Source organism: Pseudomonas azerbaijanorientalis, assembly GCF_019139795.1.
Taxonomy (GTDB): Bacteria; Pseudomonadota; Gammaproteobacteria; order Pseudomonadales; family Pseudomonadaceae; genus Aquipseudomonas; species Aquipseudomonas laurylsulfatiphila.
The window spans coordinates 2,537,712-2,555,044 of the sequence record NZ_CP077078.1; the positions used below are offsets into that span (position 1 = coordinate 2,537,712).

At 62.9% G+C, this 17,333-nt stretch carries 14 protein-coding genes and 1 pseudogene; 5 read left to right on the forward strand and 10 right to left on the reverse strand.

Annotation, left to right across the window (positions count from 1 at the left end):
- Positions 1-121 precede the first annotated feature (121 nt).
- From KSS91_RS11250 to KSS91_RS11295, 10 genes are all read right to left on the reverse strand, one after another.
- Complete coding sequence (locus KSS91_RS11250; protein WP_217837956.1) at positions 122-928, reverse strand: glycosyltransferase family 2 protein; 807 nt, start codon at positions 926-928, stop codon at positions 122-124.
- Positions 929-1,040: 112 nt separating this feature from the next.
- A complete protein-coding gene (locus tag KSS91_RS11255; protein WP_217837957.1) occupies positions 1,041-2,621 on the reverse strand; it encodes an arylsulfatase in 1,581 nt (526 codons plus the stop codon).
- A gap of 84 nt (positions 2,622-2,705) precedes the next feature.
- Positions 2,706-3,338 (reverse strand): SDR family NAD(P)-dependent oxidoreductase, encoded by a 633-nt coding sequence (locus tag KSS91_RS11260; protein WP_217837958.1) that lies wholly within the window; start codon positions 3,336-3,338, stop codon positions 2,706-2,708.
- The gene (locus tag KSS91_RS11265; protein WP_217837959.1) at positions 3,335-3,982 is read right to left on the reverse strand and encodes a TetR/AcrR family transcriptional regulator; all 648 of its coding nucleotides are present in this window, start codon (positions 3,980-3,982) and stop codon (positions 3,335-3,337) included. Before KSS91_RS11265 ends, KSS91_RS11260 begins: the two co-directional genes overlap by 4 nt.
- Before the next feature lie 182 nt (positions 3,983-4,164).
- Positions 4,165-4,989 carry an SDR family NAD(P)-dependent oxidoreductase gene (locus KSS91_RS11270; RefSeq protein WP_007974186.1) on the reverse strand — a complete coding sequence of 275 codons (825 nt, stop codon included), beginning with the start codon at positions 4,987-4,989 and terminating at the stop codon, positions 4,165-4,167.
- A 30-nt stretch (positions 4,990-5,019) separates the two neighbouring features.
- Entirely contained in the window at positions 5,020-5,436 is a 417-nt protein-coding gene (locus tag KSS91_RS11275) for a MaoC family dehydratase (RefSeq protein ID WP_217837960.1), read from the reverse strand.
- Positions 5,437-5,450: 14 nt separating this feature from the next.
- Entirely contained in the window at positions 5,451-5,891 is a 441-nt protein-coding gene (locus KSS91_RS11280) for a MaoC family dehydratase N-terminal domain-containing protein (RefSeq protein ID WP_015094619.1), read from the reverse strand.
- Between the two features lie 29 nt (positions 5,892-5,920).
- Positions 5,921-7,105, reverse strand: coding sequence for a lipid-transfer protein (locus tag KSS91_RS11285; RefSeq protein WP_217837961.1), 1,185 nt, complete (start codon positions 7,103-7,105; stop codon positions 5,921-5,923).
- 27 nt (positions 7,106-7,132) lie between these two features.
- Positions 7,133-8,290 (reverse strand): acyl-CoA dehydrogenase family protein, encoded by a 1,158-nt coding sequence (locus KSS91_RS11290; protein ID WP_225923737.1) that lies wholly within the window; start codon positions 8,288-8,290, stop codon positions 7,133-7,135.
- Positions 8,291-8,528: 238 nt separating this feature from the next.
- Complete coding sequence (locus tag KSS91_RS11295) at positions 8,529-11,357, reverse strand: winged helix-turn-helix domain-containing protein (RefSeq protein WP_217837962.1); 2,829 nt, start codon at positions 11,355-11,357, stop codon at positions 8,529-8,531.
- Between the two features lie 196 nt (positions 11,358-11,553).
- On the opposite strand from KSS91_RS11295, the gene KSS91_RS11300 reads away from it, so the two are divergent.
- The 5 genes and pseudogenes from KSS91_RS11300 to KSS91_RS11320 all read left to right on the forward strand — a co-directional run bounded on the left by KSS91_RS11300 (position 11,554) and on the right by KSS91_RS11320 (position 17,128).
- Positions 11,554-12,708, forward strand: a complete 1,155-nt coding sequence (locus tag KSS91_RS11300) for a CaiB/BaiF CoA transferase family protein (RefSeq protein ID WP_217837963.1) — start codon at positions 11,554-11,556, stop codon at positions 12,706-12,708.
- A gap of 51 nt (positions 12,709-12,759) precedes the next feature.
- Positions 12,760-13,563 (forward strand): enoyl-CoA hydratase/isomerase family protein, encoded by an 804-nt coding sequence (locus KSS91_RS11305; protein ID WP_217837964.1) that lies wholly within the window; start codon positions 12,760-12,762, stop codon positions 13,561-13,563.
- A gap of 57 nt (positions 13,564-13,620) precedes the next feature.
- Positions 13,621-15,180: pseudogene (locus tag KSS91_RS11310) on the forward strand (acyl-CoA synthetase); the annotation flags it as partial.
- Positions 15,180-15,614: a PaaI family thioesterase gene (locus tag KSS91_RS11315; RefSeq protein ID WP_015094626.1), complete on the forward strand. Its 435-nt coding sequence runs from the start codon at positions 15,180-15,182 to the stop codon at positions 15,612-15,614. The pseudogene KSS91_RS11310 and the gene KSS91_RS11315, both read left to right, overlap by 1 nt.
- Positions 15,605-17,128, forward strand: coding sequence for a long-chain-fatty-acid--CoA ligase (locus KSS91_RS11320; RefSeq protein WP_217837966.1), 1,524 nt, complete (start codon positions 15,605-15,607; stop codon positions 17,126-17,128). The genes KSS91_RS11315 and KSS91_RS11320 overlap by 10 nt, the downstream gene beginning before the upstream one ends.
- Positions 17,129-17,333 lie beyond the last annotated feature (205 nt).

Below are 17,333 nucleotides of genomic sequence, written 5' to 3' on the forward strand. Positions count from 1 at the left end.
GCGATGGTCGTTAACGATTACGCGTGTGAGCTGGATAAACGCGGCGCGCTTGAGGCCATCGCCAGCAGGCTGGCTCCTACAGTTTCCCGGGAATGCGTGGAGAACCTTTTTTGGGCCCGCGTCAGGACGCGGAGGTATTCGCTGAATTGAAACGCTTGAGGATGTTTTCGTACATCCGGGTGCGGCGATGGCCCTGGCCATAAGTGCCCGCGGCGGCGACGGTGCCGGCCTGGACATGGTCCAGGTACTTGAAGATTTTGCCGGGGGACAGAAAAACCACCTTGTAGCCGAGGCCGATCGCGCGGTCCTGCAGCTCATAACCGGGCACCCGGTCATCGATCTGGAAATGCAGACCCTGCTGCTTCATCAGCCTGCAATTCCACAGGGTGCAAAAGCTTTTCAGGTAAGTCTCGGTGTAGGGCTTCGGCTCTCTTGAGCGCAGGCCCAGGGACAGTTTCAGGCGGCGAAAATGGTGCTTTGCGAAGCGTGAGGTGAAGCGCCAGACAGTCCTTGGTAACCCGCGATTGAGTTGCTCGGTGCAGCCGACCGCGATGACGTTTTGGTCCCTGGCGCAGTGCTCCATCATCAGCGCAAAGATGTTGGCATCGAAGACGAAGGTGTCGGTGTGCATCAGGAACAGATGGTCGGTATTGATCCTGGCCAGCGCCATGTCCAGTGCCTTGCCATGGGCGATATGGCCCGGCTCTTTGGTGGGGGCATCGCGTTCGATCAGGTTGATCCAGTCCAGTGAGCGCAGATACTCGACGCTGGCGTCCGCCGAATCGTTGTCCACCACCCAGACGGGTATGCCGGCTTTGCGTGCAGGCTCACGCAAAAGGTCCAGGCAGATCCTGGTCAGATCGAGGGTTTTGTAGTTCACCAACACGATGCTGAACGGCGGTTTGGCGCTTGTATCGACACGGGCCATCTTCGAAATGCTCGACTACCTGAAAGCCTCGAAGACTAAACAAGCAACCTTAGCCCAAGCTTAATTTCACCTGGGCGGGTTGGCCGTTGGCATTCAGGCGGTCTCGATACGCCTAGGGTTTGGCCTGGTTTTTCAGCTTCTCTTCGATTTTCGCATCGACTGCCGCGCGAATCTGGTCAACGCTGAAACTGGCAGGCTTCTGGCTCGGTGGGTACTCGATGAAGGTCTGCAGGAAGCGCGCCGCCTTGGCCACACCCGCGGCCATCAGGTAGGAGTTTTTCACCAGCCAGTCGTTGTACTGATCCGAGACCAGGTCAGCCCGCTCATACGGGTCCATGCGCAGGTTGAACAGCTTCGGCACACGCAGTGGCACGAACGGGCTGCTCCACACCGCAAAGCCACCGGGTTCGCGCTGTTCGGCGAAGACCACTTTCCAGTTGTCGAAGCGCATGGAAACCAGCACGCCGTCGTCGTTGAAGTAGTAGAACTCGCGGCGCTCGCCTTTAGGCTGTTGACCGGTCAGGTACGGCAACTGGTTGTAGCCGTCCAGGTGCACTTTGAAGCTGTTGCCACCCGAGGTCGGTGCCCACCCCTTGAGCAGCTTTTCCTTCACGTCGGTTTCGCCCGCGGCTGCCAGCAAGGTCGGGAACCAGTCCATGCCCGAGAACATCTCGTTGGACACTTCGCCCGGCTTGATCTTACCCGGCCAGCGGATGATCGCCGGCACGCGGTAGGCGCCTTCCCAGTTGGAGTTCTTCTCGTTACGGAACGGCGTGGTCGCTGCGTCCGGCCAGGAGAACTGGTTCGGGCCGTTGTCGGTGGTGTAGACGACGATGGTGTTGTCGGCGATTTTCAGGTCGTCGAGGGTCTTCAGCAGTTTGCCGACGTCGCCGTCGTGCTCCAGCATGCCATCGGCGTAATCGTTGCCGGGCATGCCGCTCTGGCCCTTCATCGAGTCGCGTACATGGGTGAACAGATGCATGCGCGTGGTGTTCATCCAGACGAAGAACGGTTTGTCCGCCTTGGCCTGCTTTTCGATGAACGCTTGCGCCGCAGCGGTAGTTTCATCGTCGATGGTTTCCATGCGCTTGGCGGTCAGCGCGCCGGTGTCTTCGATCTTGCCGTCGGCGTAGCTGTGGATCACGCCGCGCGGCGTCCTGGACTTGACGAAGTCCGGGTCATCCTTGGGCCAGTAAGGGCGCTCGGGTTCCTCTTCGGCGTTGAGGTGATAGAGATTGCCGAAGAACTCGTCGAAACCGTGGTTGGTCGGCAGGAATTCGTCCTTGTCGCCCAGGTGATTCTTGCCGAACTGGCCGGTGGCGTAGCCCTGGGACTTGAGCGCCTGGGCGATGGTGATGTCACGTTTTTGCAGGCCGATCGGTGCGCCCGGCACGCCCACCTTGGTCAGGCCGGTGCGCAGCGGTGACTGGCCGGTGATGAACGACGAGCGCCCGGCGGTGCAACTGTTCTCCGCGTAGTAGTCGGTGAACAGCATGCCTTCGTGGGCGATGCGGTCGATGTTCGGCGTCTTGTAGCCGACCACGCCCATGGAATAGGCGCTGATGTTGGTCTGGCCGATGTCATCGCCGAAAATTACCAGAATGTTGGGTTTGTCAGCGGCATTCGCCGCCATTGCCATGACCGTTGTCGCCACCAGGGCGAGTTTCGGCAGCCACTTTTTTATGCGAGTCATCTGACTGGCTCCTTGTTGACGGGCGTCGCGCAGGGCGACAGGTTCCGATATTCAAGGGGTGCCAGAAACAACACGCCACCCGTATCAGGTGGCGTGGCCGTCGATATGCAGCACCGCGCCGGTGACGCTGGCGCCGGCACCGCTGGCCAGCAGTAACAAGGGGCCGTTGAGTTCTTGCAGGACGGCGTCCTTGCCTCGACCGGCCGCGATGACGTTGACGCGAATGCGGTGCGGCGTCAGCGACTGGGCCATGGCGCGGCTCATGCGGATCAGGCTGCTATTGGCGCGCAGGCACGGGTTCGGCTCGCTGATGGGGCGCGGCGGCGGGTCGATGTTGACGATGCTGCCACCGCGTTCGGCCCGTATCATGTGCAGGCTGGTGCAGTGGACGATGTGATTGTTCAGGGCAACATGCTCGCGCTCGGCGCTGTTGTTGATCAGCACATCGACGCTGCCGAATCGTTGCTGCACGGTGTCCAGTGCGGCTTCTATGCTCGGTCTGCGGGCGCTGTCGAGGCTGACGACCATGACTTCGCCACCTTCCCAATGCAGGTCGGCCGCCAGTTGCTCCAACTGCGAAGGGTGCTGGCCGCCGAGGGCTACACGGGCTCCGGCGTGGCTGATCAGACGGGCGAAATGCGCGCCCAGTCGGGTGCTGGCATCGGCCACCAGGACGGTCTTGCCGGCCATGGAAAACGGCTGCATGGGATCGCTCATGGACGTACCTCCGCGGGCATCGGACGGCGGGTGATCAGGGCTCGTGGGACAGGTATCCCGGGCGACAGAACAGGCGCGGCGCCGAGCATTTTCAACACCAGTTCCGAGTAATGGCGGATGACGGCATCGATGCTCCAGCGACCATCGGCCTGGTACCAGACGCAGGCATGGGTGAGCATGTTGAACAGGGTGCGGGCCATCAGTTTGGGTTCGGCGCAGCTCAGCGAACCTTCCTTGACCCCTTGCTCGAGCAGTTCCTGCAGGGCGCTCAGGTACTGGCGCCGGACTTGGCGGACCTGCTCCAGATCCTCTTCGGCGAGGCTTCTGAACTCCAGGTTGCCGAGCATGGCCTCGTCCTGGTGTTCCAGGTGATAACGCACGTGGCAGGCGATGAAGGCGAGCAGTTTGGTATCGGCGGTCGCGGATTTTTTGGGGCGACGCCGTGCCCACTCCCGAGACACACCTTGGAAATACTCGAGAATCAGCTCCAGCAGCAGTTCGTTTTTGCCTTTGTAGTAGAGGTACAGCGTCGAGGCGTTGATGCCTGCTTCAGTGGCGAGCTGGCGCAGGCTCATCGAGCCGAAGCCGTTGCGCGAGATCAGTTTGATGGCGGCCAGGCGGATGTTGCTTTCAGTCATGTTCATGGGAGTGATCCTGCGGTCATCAAAACTCAAACACGGATTGTGTGGCGATGGAGCTGTTGTGGGAGCGAGCCTGCTCGCGAAAAATGCCCCGACAACGCCAGTCAATCAGATGAAGCGCGTTATCGTTGACGTCCATCGCGAGCAGGCTCGCTCCCACCACAAGCTCGCTCCTACGGTTTCGCTTATTGCAGATTGCCAGCGACAGCGATGGTCTGCGCCGTGATGTAGTTCGACTCCGGCGAGCAGAACAGGTACACCGCGTCCGCCGCTTCCTGCACGGTGCCCGGACGACCCAGCGGGTTGCGTTGGGCGAACGACTTGGCGGCTTCCGGGCTGATCCCGACACGGATGTCACGACCTTCGATGTTCACCGTGGCGCCGGCATGGGCGTCGGCCTTGGTCATGCGGGTTTCGATGAAACCGAAAGCCACGGCATTGACGTTGACCTTGAAACGACCCCATTCGCGCGCCAGCGCACGGGTCATGCCGATGACGCCGGCCTTGGCCGAGGAGTAGTTCATCTGCCCGGCGTTGCCGTTGAGGGCCGACACCGAAGAAATGTTCACCACTTTGCGGAACACCTCGCGCTCTGCCGCCGCATCGGCCTGGGCCTGGGCCTTGATGATCGGGTAGGCCGCCCGCAGGATGCGGAACGGCGCGGTCATGTGGCAGTCGAGAATGGCGTACCACTGCTCGTCGCTCATCTTCTGGATCACGTCGTCCCAGGTGTAGCCGGCGTTGTTGACGATGATGTCGATGGCGCCGAAGTTGTCCATCGCGGTCTTGACGTAGCGGTCGCCGAAGTCCGGGGCGCTGACGTTGCCGTGGCAGACGGCGGCTTCGCCACCCAGCTTGCGGATCATTTCAGCGGTCTCGTGGGCCGGATCGGCGTCCAGGTCGTTGATCACGATGCGCGCGCCTTCGCTCGCCAGTTTCAGGGCGATCTGTTGACCGATGCCACGACCGGAACCGGTGACCAGTGCGACTTTGCCTTCGAGTTTTGCCATGGGGTGTTGCTCCTCAGTGATCAGTTTTGTTTACAGAGCGATCACGGCGTCGCCAACGATCTTGGTCTCGCCGTATTGATTGGTGGTGCGCACTTCGACCTTGATCCGTTGCTCGCCCTCGACCTCGAAACGCTCGACGACCGTGCCGGTGCAGGTGATCTGGTGACCCAGGTGAGTGATGCCGAGAAAGCGCACGCCGAACTCGCGCAACTGGCGCTGATCGACCCACTGGGTCAGCAGGCGACCGAGGTAGGCCATCGACAGCATGCCGTGGGCGAACACGTCGGGCATGCCGGCCCGGCGGGCGTAATCGGTGTCGATGTGGATGGCGTTGTGATCACCCGATGCACCGGCGAACAGGGCCAGGGTGGTGCGGTTGATCGGCGGCAGGGCCAGTGGTGGCAGGGTGTCGCCGACGTTGATTTTTTCCAGGCTAATCGCATTCATCAGTGTTCTCCGCTTCAGCTGTTGCGCTGCACAAGCACGCTGCGCAGGTCCGCAACGTGCTCACCGTGCTGATTGGTGACCCGGGTTTCGCGCACCACGAATTCCAGGGCGCCGCCTTTCTTGTCGTAGATGTCGGCGATGCGCACATCGAAGCGCAACGTGTCGCCGGCATGGGCCATGCGGTGATAACGGAAGGATTCTTCGCCGTGCAAAATGCGCGCGGTGACGATGCCCAGTTCGTCACGCCAGGCGTTCGAAGGGATCTGGAACTCCAGCGAGAACAGAAAGGTCGGCGGCAGCGGCAGGTTGGGATACCCGGCATCGCGTGCGGCCTGTTCGTCAAAGTAAACCGGGTTGGTTTCACCGGTGGCCTTGGCGAAGAAGCGCAGTTGCCCGGCTTCGGCGGTCACGAGGAACGTAGGCAGCTGTCTGCCAATGTGTTTTTTGTCGATCATCTGAATGGCTCCTAAGCTCTGCGGGCACGTCAGTTTTTCTGGTAAACGGTGACCACACAGGCGCCGCCCAGGCCGAGGTTGTGCTGCACCGCAATGCGCGCGTCCTGCACCTGGCGTTGTTCGGCGGTGCCGCGCAATTGGTGGGTCAGTTCAAAGCACTGGGCCAGGCCGGTGGCGCCCAGCGGGTGGCCCTTGGAGAGCAGGCCGCCGGACGGGTTGGTCACCCATTTACCGCCATAGGTGTTGTCGCCATCGTTGACCAGTCGCTCGCCGCCGCCTTCGGCGCACAGGCCCAGGCCTTCGTAGGTCAGCAGTTCGTTCTGTGCAAAGCAGTCGTGCAGCTCGATGACGTCGATGTCCTGCGGGCCGATGCCGGCCTGGTTGTAGGCGATATCCGCCGCCATGCGCGTCATGTCGAAACCGACCACGCGGATCATGTCCCTGGCGTCGTAAGTGCTCGGCAGGTCAGTGGTCAGCGCCTGGCCTGCCATCAATACGTCGGTGCGCAGGCCGTGCTTTTTCGCGAACGCTTCGGACACCACGATGGCCGCGGCAGCGCCACAGGTTGGCGGGCAGGCCATCAGTCGGGTCATCACGCCTTCCCACAACATCGGGGCGGCCATGACTTCATCAGTGCTCACCACATTGCGGAACACCGCCAGCGGGTTATTGGCGGCGTGACGGCTGGCTTTGGCGCGGATCCTGGCGAAGGTTTCCAGTCGGGTGCCGTACTTGTGCATGTGCGCGTAGCCGGCGCCGCCGAACTGGCGGATGGCATTGGGCAGGTCGGGCATGCCGATCAGTTCGTTGGCCAGCACCAGGGCACGTTCGGTGGCCGGTGCGCGATCGGTCCAGGCGGATTTCAAGGCACCCGGGTTCATGTGTTCGAAGCCAAACGCCAGGGCACAGTCCACCGCGCCGCTTTGTACCGCCTGGCGAGCGAGGAACAGGGCGCTGGAGCCGGTGGCGCAGTTATTGTTGACGTTGATCAGCGGAATGCCGGTCATGCCCACGCGGTACAAGGCTTTCTGGCCGCAGGTGGAGTCGCCGTAGACATAACCGGCGTAGGCCTGCTGGATGTCATTGAAATCCACACCCGAATCGGCCAGGGCCTGGCGGATCGCCTGTTCACCCATGACGTCGTAGGGCTCGTTGGTCCCCGGTTTCTTGAACTGGATCATGCCGACGCCAGCAACGAACACTTTATTGCTCATCGTTGTTTTCCTTGTTGTTTGAGAGGGTCAGAGCTTGCGCGCGATCATTTCGCGCATGACTTCACTGGTGCCGCCGTAGATGCGATTGACCCGTGAGTCGACGAAAGCGCGGGCGATCGGGTACTCCATCATGTAGCCGTAGCCACCGTGCAGCTGGACCATGTCGTCGATGCATTTCCACAGGGTCTCGGTGGTGAAGAGCTTGGCGATGGCCGCTTCTTCCAGGGTCAGGCGCCGGCGCATGTGCTCGCCCAGGTAGTAGTCGACCATCACCCGCATGGCGGTGGCCTGGGCCTTGATGTCGGCGAGCTTGAATTTGCTGTTCTGGAAGTCCCAGACGGTCTGGTTGAAAGCCTTGCGGTCCTTCACGTATTCGAGGGTCTGCTCCAGCAGGCGCTCCAGCTTCGCGGCGGCGGACACCGCAATCGAGAAGCGCTCCTGGGGCAGTTCGCCCATCAGATAGGTAAAGCCCAGGCCTTCCTCGCCGAGGCGGTTGCCGACGGGCACGCGGACGTTGTCGAAGAACAGTTCGGAAGTATCGGCGGCGGCCTGGCCGACTTTCTCCAGTTTGCGCCCGCGCTTGAAACCGGCACGGCTGGCTTCCACGGCGATCAGGCTGATGCCCTTGGCGCCGGCAGCCGGGTCGGTCTTGCACACGACAATGACCAGGTCGGCGGTCAGGCCGTTGCTGATGAAGGTCTTGCTGCCGTTGATCACGTATTCGTCGCCATCGCGCACGGCAGTGGTGCGCACGGCCTTGAGGTCGCTGCCGGTACCGGGCTCGGTCATGGCGATGGCCAGGATGGTCTCGCCAGAGCAAATGCCCGGCAGCCACTTCTGTTTCTGTTCTTCGTTACCGCAGCGATTGATGTACGGGGCGATGACGTCCGAATGCATGCCGAAGTAGGCGCCACTCACGCCGGCCCGGGCGAACTCCTCGTTGAACACCGCGCAGTGACCGAAATCACCGCCGCCGCCACCGTATTCGATGGGCAGGGTGATGCCGAGCAAGCCTTCGCGGCCGGCCTTGAGCCAGGTCTCGCGGTCGACCTGGCCGGCCTTGTCCCAGGCGGCCTGGCGCGGCAGGCATTCGCGTTCGAAAAAGCGCCGCACGGTGGTGCGGAACATCTCATGGTCGTCGCGGAAAACGGTTCGGGCGATGTGCACGCAAGTCTCCTCAAACATGGCAGGCCGGCCTTGGGCCGAGCGCTTACGCAAGGCGCGGACTGCGCCTGTGATCTGAGGGTTACGATAGGTGGGGCCCGTGGCCCGAACGCCACCCGAGCCGGGTGGCAGGGACAAAAAACGCGACCGAGGGGTGCCACATAATCCATGTAGGAGCTGCCGCAGGCTGCGATCTTTTGATCTTGTTCTTAAAAAACAAAGTCAAAAGATCGCAGCCTGCGGCAGCTCCTACAGGGTTTCAGGGGTGGACGTTGCTGCCATCCTGGGATTCCAGATCCCGCACCCGGGCCACCGCTTCATCGCGGCTGCTGACGCCGAGCTTGCTGTAGATATGGCTCAGGTGCCATTTCACGGTTTCCGGGGACAGGCCCAGGGCGCGGGCGATTTTCTTGTTGGGCAGGGCCTGGGCCAGCAGGCGCACGACTTCGATTTCCCGCTCGCTCAACGGTTCGATCCCGGCCGTCAACGGTTTGCTGGTGGCCGTTGTCGCAGGTTTGGTCTTCGAGATCGCCGGGGTCGTGGCCTCGGCCGCCTGCAAGCGCTCGACATAAAACGCCAGCACCGGGTCCAGGACTTCGCGGGCGGCGATATCGCAGATCAGTTTCAAGCCATCCGGATGGGCGTCGAGGAGGCTGCGCACCAGGCCAAAGCGTTGACCTCGGCGCAAGGCTTCGATGATTTTGATCCGTGCCCGTTCATGGTTGCCGCGTTCGGACTCGATCACGGCGCTGAGCACCAGCAGGCGCGTTGCCCCGAGTTGGCGACGATGCCGGTCGCAGGTTTCGATCAATCGCTCTATGCGATCGCAAGCCCCGTCCAGATCACCCTGGACCAGTTGCCAGCGAGCGCGGGCATTCTCGGCCAGGATGTGGATTTCCTTCAGGGCCGTGTGCCCGGCATCCGGGTGACGCGCATCGATGGCTTCCAGGCGCGCCAGTTTGGCCTGGGCTTGTGCCGTCTCCCCGAGAATCAACAACCAGCGCACCTGCCAGGTCAGACAGTAGGCTTGCAGGCGCTCCAGACCGAGTTTGATCGCGTACTCATCCAGCCGCTCGACAAACGCCAGGGCTTCTTGATGGTTACCTGCCAGCCACTGCACGTTCCATAACACTTGCAGCACACGCAGGACGGAATCGGGAATCGAAATCCGTTCGAGCAGGTCGATCCAGCCCGAGAGCATTTTGAATGCGGCGTCGACATCGTTGGTTTCGTACAGCACCTCGCCGAGCAGCGCGGCGGAGAGATAAGTCGCGTCGGCACCGGCCTTGCCACATTGGCCGGCCTCATGCAGCACGTCGCGGTAAACCCTTTCCGCCTGAGTCATCTGGCCTTCAAGGGCCAGGCTCAAGCCAATCATGCAACGGCCCTGAAGACTGCCCGCCGTGGTCCCCAGCAGCGGTTCGCCATTGATCAGCAGGTTCGGCCGGTCGAGTTGTACCTGCCGGGCCTTTTCGTATTCGCCGCGGTGCATGTACAACCAGGACAGGATATTGGCGCAGGAGCCGATGGCCACGCTGTTGCTGCCCGGCGGCGGGTTGAGCAGTTGCGGCAGGACCGTCATGGCCGCGTCGGTGTCATCCCGTTGCAGAGCCAGGGAGGCACGCAGCAGCGAGATCATGAAGTGGTCATGGACTTCGCTCTCGGGAACGTCGCGAAACAGTTGTTCGAGACTGGCGCTGCAGGCCACGAAATCCCGGGCATACAGCTGCATCCGCGCCTTGAGGATGCGCAGCTTGACCCGGGCCTGTACCTGTTCGACCGGCAACAGCCGTACCAGCTCGATCAACATGCGCAGGTCGCCATGGGCGTAGAGCGCCTCGGCGTGTTGCTCCACCAGGTCGGCGGCGGCAGCCGGGTCGCCGCCCATGACCGCATGGTGCACCGCTTCATCCAGGTGATTATGGTCACGGAACCAGTGCCACGCCCGCACGTGCACCGCATGTTGCTCGGCCTGGCTGCGGGAGTCGAAATACTTGAGCAGGGTTTCGCGCAACAGCGGGTGCAGGCGATACCAGGTTTCACGTTCGGCGCTGTCCACCGGGATCAGGAACAGGTTGTCCCGCTCCATGCGCGTCAGTAGCGCATTCGCTTCGGCAACTGCCTGCGGGTGGCCGCTGAGAGCGGCGCACAACGAGGCGCAGAATCGGTTGCACACGGCCATGAGCAGCAGCAGGTCGAGGTCGGTCGGCGACAAGTGAGACAGCACTTCGACTTCGAAAAATTTGGCGAAGGCTTGATCGTCCCGCAGCTGCGGGTGCACTGACGTGGCGTCCGGGGTGGCAGGCGGGCGGTTCTTTTTGCGGCTGACAGCGAGCAGTTGCAGGCCGGCGACCCAACCATCGGTCAGCTCATGCATCATCCTGGCGTCACGGGCATTGACCTCGCCCAACTGCGCCTTGAGGAACTGTTCTGACTCGACTGCCGTGAAGCGCAAGTCCCGCAGGTTCAGCTCGAGCACCAGTTCCTGGCTGCGCAACCGCGCCAGGGACAAAGGCACGGCACTGCGCGACACCAGCGCCAGATGCAGGTTGGCCGGGGCGTAGTCGATCAGCCATTGCAGGGCCTGGTGAATGCCCACGTCGGTCAGGTGGTGCAGGTCGTCGAGTACCAGCACCAGTTCACGGCCACGGCTGGCAATGCTGCGCACCAGGGTGATGACGGTGCGCTCAACGGCTTCGCTGTCGATGCCGCGACCTTCCAGTTGAGTCGCGTCCCGCACCAGGCCCGGGTCGATTTGGCCGAGGCTCGCCAGCAGGTAGTCAAGAACACGCGTCAGTTCGTTGTCGTCCGCCGACAACGTCAGCCACGCCACGTCGAACCCCAACGGCAACAGCGCCTGGCGCCAGGCGATCAGGGTCGAGGTCTTGCCGCAGCCGGCCGGCCCCTTGAGCACGATGCAGCGCAGGCGTCGGGCCTTGAGCATTTGATCCTGCAGGCGTTCGCGGGAAATCAGGCGCCCGGTGCTGCGCGGCGGAATCAGTTTGGTGCTGACGATCGGGGACTGAACCGGATTGAAGACCTGGCTGGCATGGGGGTCCGATGCATTGGACTTGCGGTGTTTATCCATGGGGCTGTCCGATTCTTTTTTGTTTTGTGAGTGCGTCGAATCTCATCGAGTGTAACCCAGAGCATGGGTGGCATGACCCTGTCTTTGGCGGCCACCACCCGATGTGGGTGGTGGTCGTCGATGAACGGATTGATCTACTGGAAGGCACAAGAATAGGAGTGCTGTGGCGCTCCGTCAGAACAGTGGAGCGTTGGCAATGGGCGTACTGAGTGGCATTCGGGTGGTGGAGTTTGAGGCAATCGGGCCGGCGCCGTTTGGCACCATGCTGTTGGCCGATATGGGCGCCGACGTGGTGCGCATCGACCGCCCGCAGAAGGCCAGTGACCTGGGGCCGAAGCTGGAAGGCAAACGTGCCGATATTACCGGGCGCAATCGGCGTTCGGTCACCCTCGATTTGAAACACCCGGACAGTGTCGCCGCTGCGCTGGAACTGATCGAACGTGCCGATGTGGTGATTGAAGGGTTTCGCCCCGGCACGATGGAGCGCCTGGGTCTTGGCCCTGACATCGCGTTCAAGCGCAATCCACGCCTGGTCTACGCGCGGATGACCGGTTGGGGGCAGACCGGCCCGATGGCCGACCGCGCCGGGCATGACCTGAACTACATCGCCTTGTCAGGTGTGTTGTCGAGCATCGGCCCGGCCGGAGGGCGACCGGTGCCGCCGCTGAACCTGGTGGGCGACTACGGCGGTGGCGGCATGCTGCTGGCGATGGGCGTGCTGGCGGCGCTGGTCAACGTGCAGCGCGGCGGCGCCGGCCAGGTGGTCGACGCGGCCATGACCGAAGGTGCGGCGCAACTGGGTTCGGTGATCTGGGGCCTGCTCGCCGGCGGGCACTGGAAAGAACAGCGCGGCAGCAACCTGCTCGACGGCGGTGCGCCCTGGTACGACACCTACGAAACCCGCGACGGCCAGTACATGGCAATTGGGCCGATCGAGTCGCGCTTCTATGCGCAGATGCTGGAAATTCTCGGACTGTCCAACGCCGACTTGCCCAATCAGCACGACCAGGCTGGCTGGCCGAGGCTGCGTGAGGCATTCACCGCTGCGTTCCTGGGCCGCACCCGCGAGCAGTGGGTGGCCGCGTTCGAAGGCAGCGACGCTTGCGTTGCACCGGTGCTGGGGCTTGTCGAAGCCGCCCGGCATCCCCACGGCGTTGCCCGTGGCAGCTTCATCGAGGTCGACGGGGTGGTGCAACCGGTCCCGGCTCCGCGTTTCCTGGGCACGCCATCGGCGCAACCGCAACCCGCTCCCGAGCGTGGCGAACACGGCGGCGACGCACTGCGCGACTGGGGCTACGACACAGCGGCCATCGAGCGCTTGCGTGCGCTGGGTCTGGGATGGTGCGCCTGAACGCGTGCGCCCCGAAAAAACATAAAGATCCGTGCAGCGCAGGAGTCATCCATGGCCATTCAGTTCAAGATCATCGATCACGTGGCACTTGTCACGCTCGATGCGCAACAGTCGAACAACGCGCTGACCCTCAGCGATTTGATGCACCTGCGCAAGACCCTGGGCGCCTGCCAGGATGACGAACAGGTGCGGGTCATCGTCCTGACCGGTGCCGGCGAGCGTGCATTTTGCAGCGGCGCGAGCCACAAGGAGTCGCTGCTGGCCGCTTCGGGTTTCGTCGCCGGCACCCTCAAGAGTCGCGAGACCGAAGCCGAGGAGGGCGGCTACAGCCGACTGTTCGACCTCAGCGACCTGGACATCTGGAAACCGGTGGTTGCCGCCATTAATGGTGCCTGCCTGGGAGGCGGTCTTGAGCTGGCGTTGCAATGCGATCTGCGCATCGCTTCGTGCGGCGCTACCTTCGGCTTGCCTGAAGTGTGCGACGCGACCATTCCAGCGGCCGGCGGCGTGCAGTACCTGCTGCGTGCGATCCCGGCGGCACACGCGATGAAAATGGCCCTGACCGGAGAGTCGATTGGCGCGCAGGAGGCTTTGGACATCGGTTTGATCATAGAGCTGCTGCCCCAGGAGCGTCTGCTGCCAGCGGCGCTGGACCTGGCCGGACGCATTGCCGCCAACGGCCCGCTGGCGGTGCAGTCGATCAAGCGCCTGGCCTTGCAGACCGCCCACCTCGCCCCCCGGGATTTCGTCACCCAGGCCCATCTGCACTGGGGGTTACTGCGCGACAGCGAAGATCACGCCGAAGGGCGCATGGCCCAGGCCGAGCAGCGTTCACCGAAGTACACCGGCACCTGACGCAACAGGCAAGCGCCGCATTCGTCCTGCCCTGACAACAATAATTCACAGGAGAACCCCATGTATTTGACCCAAGGCCTGCACCGCGTGTTGCAGCAACGTCCCCATGCCGTGGCGACGGTCTTTCGCGACCGCCGCCGCACCTATGCCGAACTGGCCGAGCGGGTGGCTCGCCTGGCCGGGGCCTTGCAGCAACTGGGGATGCAGACCGGCGACCGCGTCGGCCTGTTGGGCCTGAACTCCGACCGATTCCTTGAGTATTTCCTGGCGACCTGGTGGGGCGGCGGCGTGGCCAACCCGGTTAATATTCGCTGGAGCGTGCCGGAAATCGTCTACTCGCTGGACGACTGTGACACGCGCATCCTGCTGATCGACGACACCTTCCTGCCCATGGCCGAAGACATCGCCGGCAGCGCCAAGGTACGGCCATTGCTGATTCACATCGGCGACGGGCCATTGCCCCAAGGCATGCTGTCCTATGAGCAACTGATTCGTGAAGCTACGCCGGTGGACGACGCCTTTCGCGGCGGTGATGACCTGGCGAGCATCATGTACACCGGCGGCACGACCGGCCGGCCGAAGGGCGTGATGCAGTCGCACATGAATCTGTGGACCGCTGCCGTGGCCCGTGCGGCCGATGTGCCGGTGCCGGCGGATGCCCTGACCCTGCACATCGCGCCGATGTTCCACCTGGCGGCGCTGTCGCGGGTCATCCTGATCTCGCTGCTTGGTCTGCCGAGCATTTTCGTTCCGACCTTCGATGCCCTGGACGTGATGCGTACCATCGAGCGCGAGCGCATCACCGACATCCTGATCGTGCCGACCATGCTTCAGGTATTGATCATGCACCCGGAATTCGCCAGACATGACCTGAGCTGCCTGCGCAGCCTCACCTACGGCGCCTCGCCGATTGCCGTGCCCTTGCTGGAGCTGGCGCTCAAGGCGTTGCCCAACGTCGAGTTCACCCAGGGCTACGGCATGACCGAAGCGGCGCCGCCGATCAGCGCCAACGGTCCGGAAAACCATAGCGCCGAAGGCATTGCCAATGGTCGCCTGCGCTCGGCCGGGCGGCCAGGGCTGGGCGTGACCGTGCGCATCGTCGACGAACACGACAACGAGGTGCCGCGCGGCACGGTCGGCGAAGTGCTGGTCCGTGGCCCGAACATCATGCTCGGCTACTGGAACAAACCCGAAGAAACCGCCCAGGCCCTGCGTGGCGGCTGGATGCACACCGGCGACGGCGCCTACATGGACGACGACGGCTATATCTACATTGTCGACCGCTTCAAGGACATGATCGTCAGCGGTGGCGAAAACGTTTATTCGGGTGAAGTCGAAAGCGCGATTTCCAGTCACCCGGCCGTCGCCGCCTGCGCAGTGATCGGCATTCCCTGCGCGCAGTGGGGCGAAGCGGTGCATGCGGTGATCGTGCTCAAGCCCGATCACGAAGCCGCGGGCGCCGCGATCATCGAGCATTGCCGGCGGCAGATCGCGGGCTACAAGACGCCGAAGTCGGTCGAGTTCCGCACCGCGTTGCCGCTGTCTGGTGCTGGCAAGGTGCTCAAGCGCGATCTGCGCGAACCGTTTTGGGCCGGCAAGGATCGGGGTGTCAGCTGATGCCACAAGTGAACGGTGGCGCATTGATTCCCGAGGGCTTCTGTGCGCTGGAACAACGCTCGGGTTTTTTGCGCTGTTGCGGCGACTTTTATGTGCATCAAGAGCTGCCGATCCTGGCGGTGCGCCTCGAACCGCAGCATCTCAATTACGTGCGCATCGCCCACGGCGGCTTTCTCGCCACGGTGGCGGACAGCGCGTTCGGCGTCATTTTGCGGCGCCATTCGGTGTCGCAGTCGGTGGCAGTGACGGTCAATCTGAACGTCGATTACCTCGGTCCGGTGCGCGAAGGCGACTGGCTGGAGGCGCATGTGCAAGTGCTCAAGAGCGGCGGCACCTTCATCAACGCCAGCTGCCTGTTGAAGGTCGGCGAGCGCCTGGTGTTACGTGCCAACGGCGTCTTCACCCCCTGGAAGGGCCAGATGCCATGTACATGACCCAATGCCTGCAACGCACACTGCAACAAAATCCGGATCAGCTCGCGACGGTTTTCGGTGATCGCCGTCGGACCTATCGCCAGTTTGGTGACCGCGTCGCTCGCCTGGCGGGTGCCTTGCAGAATCTGGGCATGGCGGCTGGCGATCGGGTCGGCATGCTGGCGCTCAACTCCGACCGCTACCTGGAATACATCATGGGCGTGTGGTGGGGCGGAGGGGTGCTCAACCCGGTGAACATCCGCTGGAGCGTGCCTGAGATCGTCTATTCGCTGGACGATTGCAGTACCGGCATCCTTATCGTCGATGAACACTTTGCACCACTGGCCGAGCAGATCCGCAGGAGTGCCCGCCATGCGCCACGGTTTATCTATGCAGGCGAGGGCGAAGTGCCGGTGGGCATGCTGGGTTTCGAGCAATTGATTGGCCAGACAGCGCCGGTCGAGGATGCCGGGCGTGGCGGTGAAGACCTCGCCTGCATCATGTACACCGGCGGCACCACCGGGTTTCCCAAGGGCGTGATGCAGTCGCACTTGAACCTGTGGTCGGCGTGCATGCCGCGCATGGTCGACATGCCGCCGATCCGTGACGGTCGACTGTTGCACGTGGCGCCGCTGTTCCACGTCGCCGGCATGGCTCGGGCACTGATTCAGTTCATGGCCGGTGAAAGCCATGTGCTGCTGTCGAGTTTCGATGCGGCCCAGGTGCTGCAGGTGATCGAGCGGGAACGGATCACCGAGACGCTGTTGGTGCCGACCATGATCCTCGCGCTGCTGGCCCATCCGGACTTCGATCGCCATGACCTCAGTAGCCTGAAACGCCTGACCTACGGTGCGTCACCCAGCGCTGGCGAAATGGTGGAGCAGGTATTGGCCCGGCTTCCGGATCTCGAGCTTTCTCATTCCTACGGGCTCACCGAAGCCTGCCCGGTGGTGTCGAGCAATCTGCCGTGCAATCACACGCCGCAGGCACGCAAGAGTGGTCTGTCGCGTTCGGTCGGGCGCGGCGGGCTGGGCGTCAACGTGAAGATCGTCGACCCGCAAGGTCAGGAAGTTGCGCGTGGCACGGTGGGCGAGATCATCGTGCGCGGGCCGAACATCATGCAGGGTTACTGGAACAAGCCCGAGGAAACCGCCAAGGCATTGCGCGATGGCTGGCTGTTCACCGGCGACGGAGCTTACATGGACGAGCAGGGTTACCTGTTCATCGTCGACCGCTTGAAGGACATGATCGTCAGCGGTGGCGAAAATGTTTACTCGGCGGAAGTCGAAAACATCCTCGCGCGACACCCGGCCGTGGCGCTGTGCGCGGTGATCGGCGTTCCCCATGAACAGTGGGGCGAGGCGGTGCACGCGGTGGTGGTGCGCAAACCCGGTGCCCAGGTCGATGCCGAGCAATTACGCAGGTACTGCCGCGAATTCATCGCCCCCTACAAATGCCCGAAAACCGTTGAGTTTCGCGACGAACTGCCGCTGTCGGCCGCTGGCAAAGTCCTCAAGCGCGAACTGCGCAAGTAACCCCCATAACTGCACCACCAAGACCCTGTGGGAGCGGGCTTGCTCGCGAAGGCGGACCCACATTCAAGATCTGCGTCGACTGACACACTGCTTTCGCGAGCAAGCCCGCTCCCACAGGGGGCCGTTTTGCATCCCCGAACTTCACTGTTCAACCACCTTCAATTCGCTACCCGATCCGGGTGGCTTCACCACCCACCCGCGTCAA